Below are 15,107 nucleotides of genomic sequence, written 5' to 3' on the forward strand. Positions count from 1 at the left end.
GTTCACCCGCGCAGCGGGCCGCACACGCGGCAGGCGGGGTCGCGCTTCACGCGCACCTCGCTCCATTCCATGGTGCGGCCGTCCAGCATCTGCAGGCGGCCCGCAAGGGAACTCCCCACTCCGGCAAGCAGGCGCAGTGCCTCGGATGCCTGCATGGCCCCGATGATGCCCACCAGCGGCGCGAACACGCCCATGGTGGCGCAGCGCGTCTCCTCCAGGTCCTGGTCCGGCGGGAACACGCAGGCATAGCAGGGCGCCTGCGCGCCGCGCGTGTCGAACACGCTGACCTGCCCGTCGAAGCGGATCGCGGCGCCCGACACCAGCGGCTTGCGGTGCGCGACGCAGGCTGCATTGATCATGTGGCGCGTGGCGAAGTTGTCGCTGCAGTCGATCACGACGTCGGCGCCTGGCACCAGTTCATCCAGCCCCTGCGCGTCCGCCTTCAGCACCAGCGGCTGCACCAGCACGTCGGGGTTGATGGCCGCAATGGCGTCGCGCGCCGATTCGGCCTTGGGGCGGCCCACGCGTTCGAGGTTGTGCGCGATCTGGCGCTGCAGGTTGGTGAGGTCCACCGCGTCGTGGTCGACCAGCGTGATGCGCCCGACACCCGCGGTGCCCAGGTACAGCGCCACCGGCGAGCCCAGCCCGCCGGCGCCGATGACCAGCGCGTGCGAGGCCAGCAATTTCTGCTGCCCTTCCACGCCCACTTCATCCAGCAGGATGTGGCGGGAGTAGCGAAGGAGCTGGTCGTCGGTCATTTCCGGATTGTGCATCGCCACGGAATACGGACAGCCGGACGCAGAAGACGCAGAAACTACGCAGAAGACGCAGAAAAAACCAATAAAGGTTTTGGATGTCCTTTTGCGTCTTCTGCGTAACTTCTGCGCCTTCTGCGTCCGGCTACCCGCATTAAAAAAGCGGCCCGAAGGCCGCTTTTCTCTCGGAGCGAGACGATCAGTTCGTCTTCTCTTCCTTGTTCTCCACGACTTGCGTCTTGGAGACGGCCACCGGGCGGCCCTTGAGGTGGTTCAGGGCCTGCACGAGCTGGAAGTCCTTGTCGGAGCCGAATTCGGGCTGGGTCTTGCGATCGTTCGGGCCCTTCTTGGCTTCTTCCTCGGCGCGCTTGCGCGCGTCTTCACGCGCCTTCTCGCGGCCGGCGTCCTTGGACTCCGGGCCCTGGCCCGTGCCCAGGTGCTTGTCCAGGTCCGCTTCACGGGTGCGCAGCACGGAGAAGATGTTGCCTTCTTCGGTCTCGTCCACCATCACGTCCGGCACGATGCCCTTGGCCTGGATCGACTTGCCGCTCGGCGTGTAGTAACGCGCCGTGGTCAGCTTCAGGCCGGTGTCGGGACCGAGGGGACGCACCGTCTGCACGGAGCCCTTGCCGAAGGTCTGGCTGCCAAGCACCGCGGCGCGCTTGTGGTCCTGCAGCGCGCCGGCCACGATCTCGGAAGCGGAAGCGGAACCCTCGTTGACCAGCACCACGAGCGGCACCGACTTCAGCTGGGGCGGCAGGCGCCGCAGCGGGTCTGCACCGGCGCGGCGCTGGTAGAACTCCGGCGCGGCCTTGTAGATGAACTTGCTCTCCGGCAGCTGGCCGTTGGTGGACGTCACGGTGACGTTCTCCGGCAGGAAGGCGGCGGAGATCGCGACGGCCGCATCCAGCAGGCCGCCCGGATCGTTGCGCAGGTCCAGCACCAGCCCGCGCATGTTGGGCTCCTGCTTGTACAGTTCCTCGACCTTGCGGGCGAAGTCGTCGACGGTGCGTTCCTGGAACTGGGACAGGCGGATCCAGCCGTAGCCCGGCTCGATCACCTTGCCCTTGACGGACTGGGTCCTGATCTCCTCGCGGGTGATCGTCACCGGGAACGAACGGTTCTCGTCCTTGCGGTAGATCGTGAGGCTGACCTTGGTGTTGGGCTCGCCGCGCATGCGCTTGACGGCGTCGGACAGCGACAGGCCCTTGACGGCGGTGTCGTCGATCTTGGTGATCAGGTCGCCGCTCTTGAGGCCGGCGCGGAAGGCGGGGGAACCTTCGATGGGCGAGACCACCTTGACCAGGCCGTCTTCCTGTGAAATCTCGATGCCGACGCCGACGAAGCGGCCCGACGTGCCTTCACGGAATTCCTTGAAGGACTTCTTGTCGAAGTACTGCGAATGGGGGTCGAGGCTGGCCACCATGCCGGAGATGGCGTCGGTGATGAGCTTCTTCTCGTCGACCGGCTCGACGTAGTCGGTCTTGACCATGCTGAAGACCGCTGCCAGCTGCTGCAGTTCCTCCAGCGGAAGCGGCGCGAGGGAGCCACGGGCGACGGTTTGCAGGGAAACCGTGGTCAGCGCTCCGGCAAGGGCGCCTACGGAGATCCAGCCGGCAATCTTCAGTTTGTGGCTCATGGAAACGTCTTGGTCCTGTCGACTTCAATATACACCTGAGGAACATCTCTGACGCTCCCCGGAATCAGGGGTTCCCAGCGGCGGCCGTCCGCGATGTGAAATAAACGCGTTTTTCGCAGGAATCGTCCTACAGGCAGGATTCCCTACGCCTTGCCCTGGCTGGCCACCGCGGCCGCGGCGCGGGCTGCCGCTTCGGCGTCACCGAGATAGTAGTGGCGAAGCGGTTGCAGGTCTGCATCGAGCTCGTAAACCAGCGGAATGCCATTGGGAATGTTCAGGCCGACGATGTCCTGGTCGGACACGCCGTCGAGGTACTTCACCAGCGCCCGGATGGAGTTGCCGTGCGCCGCCACCACCACCCGCTTGCCGGCGCGGATGGCGGGGGCCATGGCTTCGTTCCAGAACGGCAGCACGCGGTCTACGGTGTCCTTCAGGCATTCGGTCAGCGGCACCTGGCCCGGCTGCAGCCGGGCGTAGCGGATGTCGCCCCGCTCGCTGCGGGGGTCGGCCGGCTCCAGCGCCGGCGGCGGCGTGTCGTAGCTGCGCCGCCAGACCAGCACCTGGGCGTCACCGAACTTCTTGGCCATGTCGGCCTTGTTCAGTCCCTGCAATGCACCATAGTGGCGCTCGTTCAGGCGCCAGGAATGCACCACCGGCAGCCACGTGCGATCCATCTCGTCGAGCACGTGCCACAGCGTTCGCGTGGCCCGCTTGAGCACGCTGGTGTAGCAGAGGTCGAAGTCGTAGCCCTCGGCCTTGAGCAGCCGTCCCGCCTGCACCGCCTGCTGCAGGCCCACCGGCGTCAGGTCGACGTCGGTCCAGCCGGTGAAACGGTTTTCCAGGTTCCAGGTCGATTCGCCGTGGCGGATCAGGACGAGCTTGTGCATGAAAGGAATGGAGAAGGAGGGGTGAACCCGGCATTCTAGAATCGCGGGTTGCCCGGCACCGTCCGGGCCTTGAAGAAAGGTTGGAATGGATCCGTTGCCGTTTTTGATGAGTAACTGGGCGCTGGTGCTCATCGCCGTGGTGTCCGGCACGTTGCTGCTCGCCCCTGGCCTGCTGCAGGGGCTTCGCTCGGGCGGCCTGACGCCCAGCGGCGCCGTGCTGCTGATCAACCGTGAGAAGGCCGTGGTCGTCGACGTCAGCGAAGCCGAAGAGTTCGCGGCAGGGCACATCACCGGTTCGCGCAACATCCCGGTGGCGAGCTTCGAGCAGCGCCTGCCCGAAGTGGTGAAGAACAAGACCGTGCCGCTCATCCTGGTGTGCCCCAGCGGCGCCCGCGCCGGCCGCTGCCTGAAGACGGCAAAAACCCTGGGGTACGACAAGGCTGTCGTCCTGGGGGGCGGCCTTCGGGCGTGGAAAGAGGCTAACCTGCCGGTCGAAAAATCCTGAACCCGCCTGAAAATCAGCCCATGCAACCCGTCAAGATGTACACCACGGCCGTCTGCCCCTACTGCATTCGCGCCAAGCAGATCCTCAAGTCCAAGGGCGTCGAGGCCATCGAGGAAATCCGCATCGACATGCAGCCCGAAGAGCGCATGAAGATGATGGAGATCACCGGGCGCCGCACGGTGCCGCAGATCTTCATCGGCGACACGCACGTCGGCGGCTGCGACGACCTGGTCGCGCTCGACGGCCGCGGTGGCCTGCTGCCGCTGCTCAACGCCAGCGCCTGAGATAATCCGCACCCCACCCGCATCGCGCCCGCCCGGAGCGTTTCCGGCGGGCGTTTCTCATTCGCATCGAAAGACAGTCATGGCCGACAACGACAACCCCGTGTTCCAGATCCAGCGCGTCTACATGAAAGAGGCTTCGCTGGAGCAGCCGAATTCCCCCGCCATCCTGCTGGAGCAGGAGCAACCCACCGTGGACATCCAGCTGGGCGTGGAAGCGCAGCAGGCCGCCGACGGCCTGTTCGAAGTGTGCGTCACCGCCACCGTCACCACCAAGATCAAGGACAAGACCGTGTTCCTGGTGGAGGTCAAGCAGGCCGGCATCTTCGAGATCCGCAACGTGCCGCAGGAGCAGATGCAGGCGGTGATGGGCATCGCCTGCCCGCAGATCGTGTACCCGTACCTGCGCGCCAACGTGTCCGACGTGATCACGCGCGCCGGCTTCCCGCCGGTGCACCTGGCCGAGATCAACTTCCAGGCGATGTACGAACAGCAGCAGGCGGCCCAGCAGCCCCAGGCCTCCAGCATCATCACCACCGCCTGACGCCACGGCGCGCCCACCCCCATGGACATCCTCGTGCTCGGCGCAGGTGCCTGGGGGACGGCGCTGGCGGCCAGCGCCGGCTCGCGCCATGCGGTGACGCTGTGGGCGCGCGATGCAACGCAGGCTGCCGCGCTGGCGTCGCTGCGCGAGAACGTTCACTACCTTCCGGGGGTTCGCCTGCCGCCGGGCGTACAGGCGGTGTCGACGCCGGCCGTTGAGTTGCAGGCCCTGGCGCGCCGGCATGCGCTGGTCATCATCGCCACGCCCATGGCCGGCCTGCGGGAGATGCTCGCCGCCTTGCGCGGATGCGCGCAACCGGTGGCCTGGCTGTGCAAGGGCTTCGAGGCGCCGGTCGCGCAGCCGTTCGGCTTGCTCGGGCACGAGATCCGCGCCGAGGTGGCCCCCGGGCTGCTGGCGGGGGTGCTCAGCGGGCCCAGCTTTGCCCAGGAGGTCGCCAACGGCCAGCCGACGGCGCTGGTGGCGGCCAGCGAGTCCGCTGCCGTGCGCGATGCGCTGGTGGCGGCTTTCCATGGCAGCACGATGCGCGTGTACGGCAACGAGGACGTGCCGGGCGTGGAGGTCGGCGGCGCGGTGAAGAACGTGCTGGCGATCGCCACCGGCCTGTGCGACGGGCTCGCGCTGGGCCTGAATGCACGGGCCGCCCTGGTGACGCGCGGCCTGGCGGAGATGATGCGGCTGGGCGTGGCGCTCGGCGCCCGGGGCGAGACTTTCATGGGCCTGTCCGGGCTGGGCGACCTGGTGCTCACCGCCACCGGCGACCTGAGCCGCAATCGCCGCGTCGGCCTGTTGCTGGCGCAGGGCCGCAGCCTGCAGGAGGCGGTGCAGTCGCTCGGTCACGTGGCGGAGGGCGTCTACAGCGCGCGGACGGTGGTCGAGCGCGCACGCCGCGTCGGCGTGGAGATGCCGATCGCCCAGGCGGTGGTGGAGTTGCTGGATGGGCGGCTCACGGCTTCGGAAGCAGTCGCCCTGCTCATGGGCCGGGACCCCGCGTCGGAATATTCCTGAAGTTACGTTGGGACCTTCCCAGGGGTTCTTCGCGCCGCCGCAGGGTAGCCTTGCGCACCCCCATTCCCAGGAGCTTTCCATGCGCCGTGCTTGCTTTCTCGCCGTCCTCGCGGCGGCAACCCTTGGCGGCTGCGCCGCCTGGCAGTCCATGACCAGCAGCAGCAACAGCCCGAGTTTCTTCGTGACCAGCACCAACCCGGGCCGCGGCGCGGACTTCGGCGGCCTCGCCGGGGCGGACGCGCATTGCCGGGCGCTGGCTTCGGCCGCCGGCCTGCCGTCGCGCACGTGGCGCGCCTATCTCAGCACCACCGGCGCCGGCGGCGTCAACGCGCGCGACCGCATCGGCTCCGGCCCCTGGTACAACGTGAAGGGTGAACGCATCGCGTCGAACGTCGACGAGCTGCACGGCACCAATGGGCTGGCCAAGCAGACCGCGCTCACGGAGCGCGGCGCCGTCGTCAGCGGCCGGGGCGACCCCGTCAACATGCACGACGTGCTGACCGGCTCCACACCGGACGGCCGCGCTTCCACCGCGACCAACGACACGACTTGCGGCAACTGGACGAAGAGCGGCGAGGGCTCGGCCATCGTGGGCCACCACGACCGCATGGGCCTGGACGAGAACCCGCCCGCGAAGTCGTGGAACTCCTCGCACGGCACGCGCGCCTGCGGGATGGACGCGCTCAGGGCCACCGGCGGGGCCGGGCTGCTGTACTGCTTCGCGGCGAATTGAGGAAGCGGCAGGTCACCGGGGTTCGGCTGCGCGCTCACCCCGGCCTACAAGAAAGCTCGTGAACCCGCAGGCCGGGTTGCGGCAACGCCGCACCCCGGCATCCATCACGAGATCTTCGCCAGCGCGTCCGTCAACTCCGCCTGGCTCGACGGCCGCGTGACGCGCGCGACTTCCTGGCCGTCCTTCAGGAACACCAGCGTCGGCCACAGCTTCACGCGGTAGCTGCGTCCCAGGGGCCGACCGGGGCCGTCCTCCACCTTCAGGTGCCGCACGCCGGCCTGTCCTTCGAGTGCGCCCGCGATCAGGGGCTGCGCGCCCCGGCACCAGCCGCACCAGCTGGTGCCGAACTCGATCACCGTCGGCCCCGCCAGTGCATCCACCTCGGCGCGCGAGGGCTCCTTCGTGGCATTCGTCGTGTCCATGCCTGGATTGTCGCGTGGCGCGGACATACGTGCGTCAGCGCCGCCCGCCAGTGGCTGTCGGCGTCGCCCCGCTAGTCGAGCACCAGCTGGGTCTGCGTCACCACCGAGCAGAGCTTGCCCTCGGCATTGCGGATGCTGGTCTGCCACACCATGGTCGTGCGGCCGCGGTGCAGCGCCACGCTTTCACCGGTCACGACCGTGTCCACCTTGGCGCCCCCGATGAACTTGGTGCTGGAGTCGGTGGTGGTGGTCCGCTTGCCCTGCGGCAGGTTGAGCAGGGTGCCGATGGCGCCGAGCGTGTCGGCAAACGCCATGTGGGCGCCTCCATGCAGGATGCCGCCCGCGGTGCACAGGTCGGGGCGCACGCGCAGGGTGGCCACCACGCGCTGCGGCGCCAGCTCGGTCAGCTGCACGCCCATCAGGCCCGGGAAGAGGTGCTGCATGCGCTGGTGGAGATCGTCGATGTCCATGGGGCTTCCCTTCGTCCGCGCCACTGTAGCGCCGGGATGCCCCCGGCGGAACCCGTGCTGCCCCGCAGCCGCTATGCTTGGCCCATGACGGCTTTCGATTTCTCTTCCCGTGCGATCGCGCAGCTGGCCCAGGCCGACGCGGCGCGCGCCCTGGCCGAGGACGTGGGTTCCGGCGACCTGACCGCTGGCCTGGTCGACCCGGCGCGGCGGGCGCAGGCGCGGGTGCTCGCGCGCGAAGCAGCGGTGATCTGCGGCGCGCCGTGGGTGGAAGCCGCCCTGCGGCAGGTGGAGCCCGGCGCCCGCATCGAGTGGCTGGTGGGCGAAGGCCAGCGCTGTGCCGCCGACCAGGTGGTCCTGCAAGTGGATGGAACGGCCCGGGGGCTGCTGACGGCCGAACGCACGATGCTGAATTTCCTGCAGTTGCTCAGCGCCGTCGCCACCAAGACGGCCACCTACGTGGATGCGGTGCGCGGGACGCGCGCCCAGATCGTGGACACGCGCAAGACCTTGCCCGGCCTGCGCCTCGCGCAGAAATATGCCGTGCGCACCGGCGGCGGCGTCAACCACCGCATCGGCCTGTACGACGCCGTCCTCATCAAGGAAAACCACATCGCCGCCGCCGGCGGCGTGAGGCCCGTGCTGCAGGCGGCGCAGCGCGTGGCCGCGGGCGCATCGTTCGTGGAGATCGAGGTGGAGACGCTGGCCCAGCTGCGCGAGGCGCTGGATGCCGGCGCGAAGATGGTGCTGCTGGACAACATGGAGATGGACACCCTGCGCGAAGCGGTGCGCATCAACGCCGGCCGCGCGATCCTGGAGATCTCGGGCGGCGTCACGCTGGAGCGGCTGCGCGCCCTTGCGGAAACCGGCGTCGACCGCATCTCCATCGGTGGACTGACAAAAGACGTGAAGGCCACGGACTTCTCCATGCGCCTGAAGGAACTGTGATGAGCGCTGTGATCCCGATCAAGGAAGTGGAATACGAGCACCCGCTGCCGGGGAACACGTGCGACACCAAGTTCGCCTGGGCCCGCATCCCGGCGGAGCCGGCGCCGGCCGAACGCGCCGCGCTCAAGGACAAGATCAAGCGCCTGCTCAAGGAGCGCAACGCGGTGATGGTGTCGCACTACTACGTGCACCCGGACCTGCAGGACCTGGCCGAGGAGACCGGCGGCATCGTCAGCGACTCGCTGGAGATGGCGCGCTTCGGCCGCGACCACGCCGCGCAGACGCTGGTGGTGTCCGGCGTCAAGTTCATGGGCGAGACGGCCAAGATCCTGTCGCCCGAAAAGCGCGTGCTGATGCCGGACCTGGATGCGACCTGCTCGCTGGACCTGGGCTGCCCGGCCGACGAGTTCGACGCCTTCTGCAACCAGCATCCGGACCGCACCGTCGTCGTGTATGCCAACACCAGCGCGGCGGTGAAGGCGCGCACGGACTGGATGGTCACGTCCAGCTGCGCGCTCGACATCGTCGGCGCGCTCAAGGCCAAGGGCCACAAGATCCTGTGGGCGCCGGACAAGCACCTGGGCGGCTACATCCAGCGCGAGACCGGCGCCGACATGGTGTTCTGGAACGGCTCGTGCATCGTGCACGACGAGTTCAAGGCCTTCGAGCTCGAGGACCTGAAGAAGCAATACCCGCTGGCCAAGGTGCTGGTGCACCCCGAGTCACCGGCCGACGTCGTGGCGCTGGCGGATGCGGTGGGCTCCACCTCGGCCATCCTGCGGGCCGCCAGCGAGATGGACGCGCGCGAATTCATCGTCGCCACCGACAACGGGATGATGCACAAGCTGCGCACGCTGAATCCAGGCAAGCTGTTCATCGAGGCGCCCACCGCCGGCAACAGCGCGACGTGCAAGAGCTGCGCGCACTGTCCGTGGATGGCCATGAACGGCCTGGCGGGGCTGGCGCACGTGCTGGAGACCGGCGCCAACGAGGTGTTCATCGACCCCGCCCTGGGCCTGCGCGCGAAGGTGCCGATCGACCGGATGCTGGCGTTCACGGCGGCGTTGAAGGCGGGGAAGCCGGCGGGGGCGCTGGTGCCGAACATCGGGGCTGCTTGAGGCGCCCTCTCCCCGGAGGGGAGAGGGAGGAAGCCAGCTACGGAAGCGCCGCCTTCACCTCGTCCGGCAGCTCCAGGATCTCCGGCTTGGTGATCACCCCGATTCCCAGCGCATCCAGCCCGTCGACCATCGCGCACTTGAAGCTCACGTCCGGCTGCTTCAGGCATTCGACGATGCCGCGACCGGCGGCGGTGGCGGCATAGCGCGCGGGGTGGAAGGCATACACCATGTCCTCGGCGTTGCGCGGGTACACGGTGCGGTGCAGCAGGTCGGGCGGGTACTTGCTGCCCGTCATCGTGCGGATCATGTACGCCATGCGCGGCGACAGTTCGGTCAGGGGCTGCTTGCTCTCCACGGAATGCGCGCCATGCAGGCCCACCATCGTGACGGCGACGGGCCGCCCATCGGTGAAGGATCGCTCCGTGCCGCTGAGGAAGATCAGCGCGCACGCCGACTCGCACTTGCCCGAGACCGCCGTCGGCAGCTTCTCGTCGCGGATGCGGTTGCCCACCTGGTAGCCGTTCCACAGGTCGCCGCCGGGGCTTTCGTGCAACACGACGAGGGTGGGCCGGTGCACGGCGAGGTGGTTGCGCAGCCGCACGAGATCCAGGTCGTCCACCGGCCCCGACATCACCAGCGTGCCTCCAGCCTGGCGGAAGTCCATGGCGGGCACGGTGCACGGCGCCAGCGCGGCGGCGAACAGCAGCAGGGTCAGGCAGCGGTGCATGCGACGGTCCCTCCTCGGCAACACGCAAGGCATCTCGTTATAGCAAGGCTCAGCCGTGGCGGCCAGCGTGCCTTGCGCGCCGGCGCCGCCGCAGGGGTTTCACTTGACAAGTGGGCGAGTCCCGACGGCGAGCGGTCACCGCATCGGTGATGGAACGCTAGCGAACGTCCGCGCGCTCCCAATCCCCCAGCGGCGCCGGGGCGGAGAGGCGGGGCTGCTCCGGCAGCTCCGCGATCGCGGGCGCCTCTTCCGGCAGCCGGAACTGGCTGACGGCGTCCGCCAGGTGCTCGGCCCGGTCCTTCACGTCGCGCGCCGCGGCGACTGAGTGCTGCGCCAGCTGCGCGTTTTGCCCCGTCAGGGTCTCCATCTCCGCGACGGCGCGGTTGATGCCGGCCAGGCCCGCGGTCTGCTCACGCGATGCGACGGCGATCTCCGAAATGATGCCCACCACCTTGTCGATGGCAGCCTGGATGGCCGCCATGCTGCCGGCCGCCTGGCGCACGCGGGCCACGCCTTCGTCCACGTTGGCGGCGGAGGACTGCAGCAGCGCCTTGACCTGGGTGGCCGAAGTGGCGGAACGCAGGGCCAGCGAGCGCACCTCCTGCGCCACGACGGCGAAGCCGCGGCCTTTCTCGCCCGCCCGCGCGGCTTCGACGGCGGCGTTCAGCGCGAGGATGTTGGTCTGGAACGCGATCCCGTCGATCACGGCGACGATTTCCGTGATGCGCCCGGAGTCGCCCTTGATGCGGTCCATGGTGCCGATCACTTCGCCCATCACGCGGTCGCCGTCCTGGCTGAAGGCTGCCGTGTCGCGGGCCAGCTTGTCCAGGTGTTCCGCATGGGCCGCCGTCTGCTGCACGGTGGCGGTGATCTGCTCCAGCGAAGCGGCGGTTTCTTCGAGAGAAGTCGCCTGCTGCTCGGTGCGGCCCGACAGGTGCTCGCTGCCGTGCGCGATGTCGGCGGCCGCATGCAGCAACTGGTCCGACGAGTCGCGCACCACTTGCAGCATCGCCACGAGCGCGACCTGCATCCGGTCGAGATCGGCCAGCAGGCCGGTGGCGCTGCCTGCCTGGCCCGCGGCGCTGAGGTCGCCCGAGGCCGCGCGGTTGACGAGCCGCGCCGCGGCTTCCGGCTCGCCGCCGAGCTGCGCGCCGACCCCGCGGATGATCAGCCACGACAGCAGGCTCAGGCCCAGTGCCACGGCGAGGGCCAGCCCCGCCGACAGCATGGTGCCCCGGTCCACGGCAGTCGCGGTGGCCGCCAGTGAAGCGCGGAAGCGATCGCGCGCATCCGAGAGTGCCGACGCCGAGGCGTGCTCCACCGATTTCTGCGCTGCCTGCATCGTGCGAACGGCCGCATCGACATCGCCGCCGCCTTCACCCAGCATCAACCGGCTCGCCGCTGCCGCGGCCGCCCAGTACGCGTCGAGCGTCGTGTCCAACGCAGTGGCGGTGGCCTGCTTGCCGGCGATGGCCCGCATGCGCACCACGGCGACCCGGGCCCGGTCCACATGCCGCTCTGCCTGCGCGATGCCGCGCTTGTCGCCTTCCTGCGTGGCGGCCTGCAGCGCCAGCCGGGTGTCTTCGAGGGCGCGCGCGAATTCGCTGGCTTGTTCCAGGTACGGCTCGTCCACCGAGACCAGGGCCGAGGCGGTCCGATTGGAGCTCACCGTGGCGGCCACCACCATCGCGAACGCGGCCATGGCAAGCACGGGCACCAGCCACATGCGATGGCGGAATCGCAGCGAAGCGGTGGCGTTTTTCATTTGACGCTCAGCACCACCTTGACGGTGGCATCGACGCTGGCGCGGTCCACGAAGCCGATGGCGGCCGGATCCGCGGCGACGGCGCTTCGCACTTCCGCGCTGCCGGCCAGCGTCTTCGGCCGCGTGCCCTTGCCGCTGAAGATCAGGCGGGACCATACGGCCTTGAACTGCGCGGGGGTCTTGTCCAGCACCTTCGCCAGGAATTCATCCCGCGTGGGGCTGCCTTCAGGCTGGTCGATGGGCGTCGCGGTGGCACTTGTGGGGAACGTGGTGCTCGCCCCCATGAAGACCTGCGCCACCTGGTCGGGCGTCATCGAGGCCACGGCGTTGTTGCGGTGGACGATGACCACGACCTCGGCGTACAGCGGGCCTGACAGCGCGAGCAGCGTGACAGCAGCGAAGCGGCGAAGCATGTTCATGCGGCGCCCCTCAGAAGACGAAGTCGTAAGACATGGACAGCAAGGTCGCATTGCCCACGAACGGCGCCTGGCGGTCGCGGATGCGCTCGAGCTGCACCTTCAGCGCGCTCGAGGCGCCGAGGTCATAGCGCAGCGACGCGGCGACGGTGCTCCAGCGCGCCGGCTCGTAATCGGCCAGCGGGAAGCGCGAGGTTTCCTTGTAGTCGCTCAAGGTGAGCATCGGCGTGAAGTTGCCGAAGCGGTAGCCGCCTGACACGAACCACGACGTCGCCTTGTACGCGTACCGGCTGCGGTCGAACACGCTGACTTCGGATCGCAGCAGGAAATTGCCGTAGTCGATGTTGACGGAGCCGCCGTAGGCCTGGTGGTGGTCGCGGATGGCGCCGTTGATCTGCACGTCCGCCATGCCGGTCTGGCGATCGATCTGCTGGAAGCCCGAACGCATGTACACGACGCGGCCGGTGAACCAGTCCTTCGCGAACTCCAGGTCGGCCCCGGCGATGCCGGACCACTTCACGTCCTTCGGCTCGTCGTAGAGGATGCGGGAGTAGCCGTTCTTGCGGCTGTTCTCCGAGCCGGCGAACGCGCTGGAACGCAGCGCCCAGCCCGAGACGCTCGCGTTGTACGTGAGGTTGGCGCCGTTGTAGTTGACGACGTCCCAGCCGTAGACGTCGGGCGGCACACGCACCCAGGGGTAGGCAAAGCCGACGTCCTGGAAATCGGAATAGAAGAACAGCGGCACCCGCTTGCGTCCGAGCTGCAGCGTCCAGCCGGGCGCGGGCGCGATCGTCATGTACGCCCACTCCAGTTCGGCCAGCGGGTCGTGGACCGCGCGGGCGACGACCTGGGCGGTGAAGGAAAGCTGCGGGTTGACCCGGACCGTGCCCTGGACGCCCAGGCGACTTTCCGGCTCCGCGCTCCACTTCTCGTCGTAAACGCCTCCGTGCCCCCAGTCCGCGACGAAGCGCGTGCAGGAGCTGCTGAACGCGCTCGCCACCGCGTTGGCCGTGCACTGTCCGAAAGTTCGGCCGGCCACTGCGGAGCCGAAGCCGGACAGGTCCAGCTCCACTGCGCTTGTCGGGGCCGCGGCGCATGCCGCGAGCAATGTCGCTGCGATTCGTTGGAGTTTTTTCATGCAAGTAACAAAAGGTTACTTGCCGACCTTAGCTCAGGCGCTGGTGCGCGCCAAGAGAGAGCGACCGGAAGCGTGCGTGTCCGGATGGCCGGATGCAACCGACCGACGCCCGGTCGCCGGGTTGCGGCGCGGGCGCGCCAATGCGCGGCCTCAGGCCGGCGACAGGATGGTCGGCACGGCTTGCTTTGCCAACCCCGGGTAGTCGCGGCTGAAATGCAGGCCGCGGCTTTCGTGCCGCGCCTGCGCGGAGCGCACGATCAGCTCCGCCACCGTCACCAGGTTGCGCAGCTCCAGCAGGTCGCGCGTGACATGGAAGGCGCTGTAGAACTCCTGGATCTCTTCCTGCAGCAGCTTGATGCGGTGCGCCGCGCGGTCCAGCCGCTTGTTGGTGCGCACGATGCCCACGTAGTCCCACATGAAGCGGCGCAGCTCGTCCCAATTGTGCGAGATCACGACCGCTTCGTCGGCGTCCGTCACGCGGCTGTCGTCCCAGGGCGCCACGGCGGGCGGCTGCGGCAGTTGCGTGGCCAGGATGTCGGTGGCGGCGGAGCGGGCGAACACCATGCACTCCACCAGCGAGTTGCTGGCCAGCCGGTTGGCGCCGTGCAGGCCGGTGTACGCGGTCTCGCCGATCGCGTGCAGGCCCGGCAGGTCGGTGCGGCCGGAGAGGTCCGTGTGGATGCCGCCGCAGGTGTAATGCGCCGCGGGCACCACGGGGATGGGCTCTTTCGTGATGTCGATGCCGAGATCCAGGCAGCGCGCGTAGATGTTCGGGAAGTGCTCCTTCACGAATTCCGGCGGTTGGTGGGAGATGTCGAGCTGCACGCAGTCCAGCCCGTGCTTCTTCATCTCGAAGTCGATCGCGCGCGCCACCACGTCGCGCGGAGCGAGTTCCAGGCGCGGATCGTGGCTGGGCATGAAGCGGGTGCCGTCCGGCAGCATCAGCCGGCCGCCCTCGCCACGCACGGCTTCGGAGATCAGGAAGTTCTTGACGTGCGGGTGATACAGGCAGGTGGGATGGAACTGGATGAACTCCATGTTCGTCACCCGGCAGCCGGCGCGCCACGCGGCCGCGATGCCGTCGCCGGTGGATGTGTCCGGGTTCGTCGTGTACAGGTAGACCTTGCCCGCGCCGCCGGTGGCCAGGATGGTGTGCGGCGCGCGGAAGGTGAGCACTTCGTCCGTGGTTTCGTCCAGCGCGTACAGCCCCAGGCAGCGCTCGGGCTGGTGGCCTAGCTTGGACGCGATGATCAGGTCCACCAGCATGTGGTGTTCCAGCAGCGTGATGTTGGGCGTCTGCTTGACGCGCTGGATCAGCGTCTGCTGCACGGCGGCGCCGGTGGCGTCGGTCACGTGGACGATGCGGCGCGCGCTATGCCCGCCTTCGCGCGTGAGGTGCAGGTGGCCGTCGTCCTCGGTGAACGGCACGCCCAGGCTTTGCAGCCAGCGGATGCTTTCGGGCGCGTGTTCGACGACGAACCGGGTGGCGGCAGGATCGGACAGGCCCGCGCCCGCGATCAAGGTGTCGTCGACGTGCGCGTCGAAGCTGTCGCCCTTGTCCATCACCGCGGCGATGCCGCCTTGCGCCCAGCCGCTGGAGCCGTCGTTCATGGACCGCTTTGTGAGGATGGCCACGCGGTGCGTCGCCGCGAGGTGCAGCGCGGCGGACAGGCCGGCCAGGCCGCTGCCCACGATGAGGACGTCGAAGTCGTGGGAAATGGCTTGGCTCAAGGCGA

The 15,107-nt window shown here is 68.6% G+C and carries 17 protein-coding genes; 7 read left to right on the forward strand and 10 right to left on the reverse strand.

The window, feature by feature from the left end; all coding sequences use genetic code 11:
- Nucleotides 1-2 precede the first annotated feature (2 nt).
- From WG902_RS12460 to gpmA, 3 genes are all read right to left on the reverse strand, one after another.
- Nucleotides 3-758, reverse strand: a complete 756-nt coding sequence (locus tag WG902_RS12460) for a HesA/MoeB/ThiF family protein (protein WP_340060406.1) — start codon at nucleotides 756-758, stop codon at nucleotides 3-5.
- A gap of 196 nt (nucleotides 759-954) precedes the next feature.
- Entirely contained in the window at nucleotides 955-2,394 is a 1,440-nt protein-coding gene (locus WG902_RS12465) for a S41 family peptidase (protein ID WP_340060407.1), read from the reverse strand.
- Between the two features lie 143 nt (nucleotides 2,395-2,537).
- On the reverse strand, nucleotides 2,538-3,281 hold the full coding sequence (gene gpmA, locus WG902_RS12470) for a 2,3-diphosphoglycerate-dependent phosphoglycerate mutase (protein ID WP_340060408.1): 744 nt from the start codon (nucleotides 3,279-3,281) through the stop codon (nucleotides 2,538-2,540).
- A 94-nt stretch (nucleotides 3,282-3,375) separates the two neighbouring features.
- On the opposite strand from gpmA, the gene WG902_RS12475 reads away from it, so the two are divergent.
- The 5 genes from WG902_RS12475 (at nucleotide 3,376) to WG902_RS12495 (ending at nucleotide 6,370) form a co-directional block, all read left to right on the forward strand.
- A complete protein-coding gene (locus WG902_RS12475; RefSeq protein WP_340060893.1) occupies nucleotides 3,376-3,786 on the forward strand; it encodes a rhodanese-like domain-containing protein in 411 nt (136 codons plus the stop codon).
- A 20-nt stretch (nucleotides 3,787-3,806) separates the two neighbouring features.
- Complete coding sequence (gene grxC, locus WG902_RS12480; protein ID WP_340060409.1) at nucleotides 3,807-4,070, forward strand: glutaredoxin 3; 264 nt, start codon at nucleotides 3,807-3,809, stop codon at nucleotides 4,068-4,070.
- Between the two features lie 79 nt (nucleotides 4,071-4,149).
- Entirely contained in the window at nucleotides 4,150-4,611 is a 462-nt protein-coding gene (gene secB, locus WG902_RS12485) for a protein-export chaperone SecB (RefSeq protein ID WP_340060410.1), read from the forward strand.
- A gap of 21 nt (nucleotides 4,612-4,632) precedes the next feature.
- Nucleotides 4,633-5,637 carry an NAD(P)H-dependent glycerol-3-phosphate dehydrogenase gene (locus tag WG902_RS12490; protein WP_340060411.1) on the forward strand — a complete coding sequence of 335 codons (1,005 nt, stop codon included), beginning with the start codon at nucleotides 4,633-4,635 and terminating at the stop codon, nucleotides 5,635-5,637.
- A gap of 79 nt (nucleotides 5,638-5,716) precedes the next feature.
- A complete protein-coding gene (locus WG902_RS12495) occupies nucleotides 5,717-6,370 on the forward strand; it encodes a hypothetical protein (protein WP_340060412.1) in 654 nt (217 codons plus the stop codon).
- Between the two features lie 104 nt (nucleotides 6,371-6,474).
- Here WG902_RS12495 and WG902_RS12500 read toward each other — a convergent pair whose 3' ends face one another.
- Nucleotides 6,475-6,792, reverse strand: a complete 318-nt coding sequence (locus WG902_RS12500; protein ID WP_340060413.1) for a thioredoxin family protein — start codon at nucleotides 6,790-6,792, stop codon at nucleotides 6,475-6,477.
- Nucleotides 6,793-6,863: 71 nt separating this feature from the next.
- On the reverse strand, nucleotides 6,864-7,262 hold the full coding sequence (locus WG902_RS12505; RefSeq protein ID WP_340060414.1) for a PaaI family thioesterase: 399 nt from the start codon (nucleotides 7,260-7,262) through the stop codon (nucleotides 6,864-6,866).
- 84 nt (nucleotides 7,263-7,346) lie between these two features.
- Between WG902_RS12505 and nadC the strand changes: the two genes are divergently transcribed.
- A complete protein-coding gene (gene nadC, locus WG902_RS12510; RefSeq protein ID WP_340060415.1) occupies nucleotides 7,347-8,207 on the forward strand; it encodes a carboxylating nicotinate-nucleotide diphosphorylase in 861 nt (286 codons plus the stop codon).
- Nucleotides 8,207-9,325, forward strand: a complete 1,119-nt coding sequence (nadA, locus tag WG902_RS12515) for a quinolinate synthase NadA (RefSeq protein WP_340060416.1) — start codon at nucleotides 8,207-8,209, stop codon at nucleotides 9,323-9,325. The genes nadC and nadA overlap by 1 nt, the downstream gene beginning before the upstream one ends.
- 37 nt (nucleotides 9,326-9,362) lie before the next feature.
- On the opposite strand, the gene WG902_RS12520 is transcribed toward nadA, so the two are convergent.
- From WG902_RS12520 to nadB, 5 genes are all read right to left on the reverse strand, one after another.
- On the reverse strand, nucleotides 9,363-10,052 hold the full coding sequence (locus WG902_RS12520) for a hypothetical protein (protein ID WP_340060417.1): 690 nt from the start codon (nucleotides 10,050-10,052) through the stop codon (nucleotides 9,363-9,365).
- Nucleotides 10,053-10,209: 157 nt separating this feature from the next.
- Nucleotides 10,210-11,817, reverse strand: coding sequence for a methyl-accepting chemotaxis protein (locus WG902_RS12525; protein ID WP_340060418.1), 1,608 nt, complete (start codon nucleotides 11,815-11,817; stop codon nucleotides 10,210-10,212).
- Nucleotides 11,814-12,236 (reverse strand): hypothetical protein, encoded by a 423-nt coding sequence (locus WG902_RS12530; protein ID WP_340060419.1) that lies wholly within the window; start codon nucleotides 12,234-12,236, stop codon nucleotides 11,814-11,816. Before WG902_RS12530 ends, WG902_RS12525 begins: the two co-directional genes overlap by 4 nt.
- A 10-nt stretch (nucleotides 12,237-12,246) precedes the next feature.
- Nucleotides 12,247-13,371, reverse strand: coding sequence for a hypothetical protein (locus WG902_RS12535; RefSeq protein WP_340060420.1), 1,125 nt, complete (start codon nucleotides 13,369-13,371; stop codon nucleotides 12,247-12,249).
- A gap of 150 nt (nucleotides 13,372-13,521) precedes the next feature.
- Nucleotides 13,522-15,102 (reverse strand): L-aspartate oxidase, encoded by a 1,581-nt coding sequence (gene nadB / locus WG902_RS12540; RefSeq protein WP_340060421.1) that lies wholly within the window; start codon nucleotides 15,100-15,102, stop codon nucleotides 13,522-13,524.
- Nucleotides 15,103-15,107: the final 5 nt, after the last annotated feature.

This window comes from Ramlibacter sp. PS3R-8 (genome assembly GCF_037572435.1).
Lineage (GTDB): Bacteria > Pseudomonadota > Gammaproteobacteria > Burkholderiales > Burkholderiaceae_C > Ramlibacter.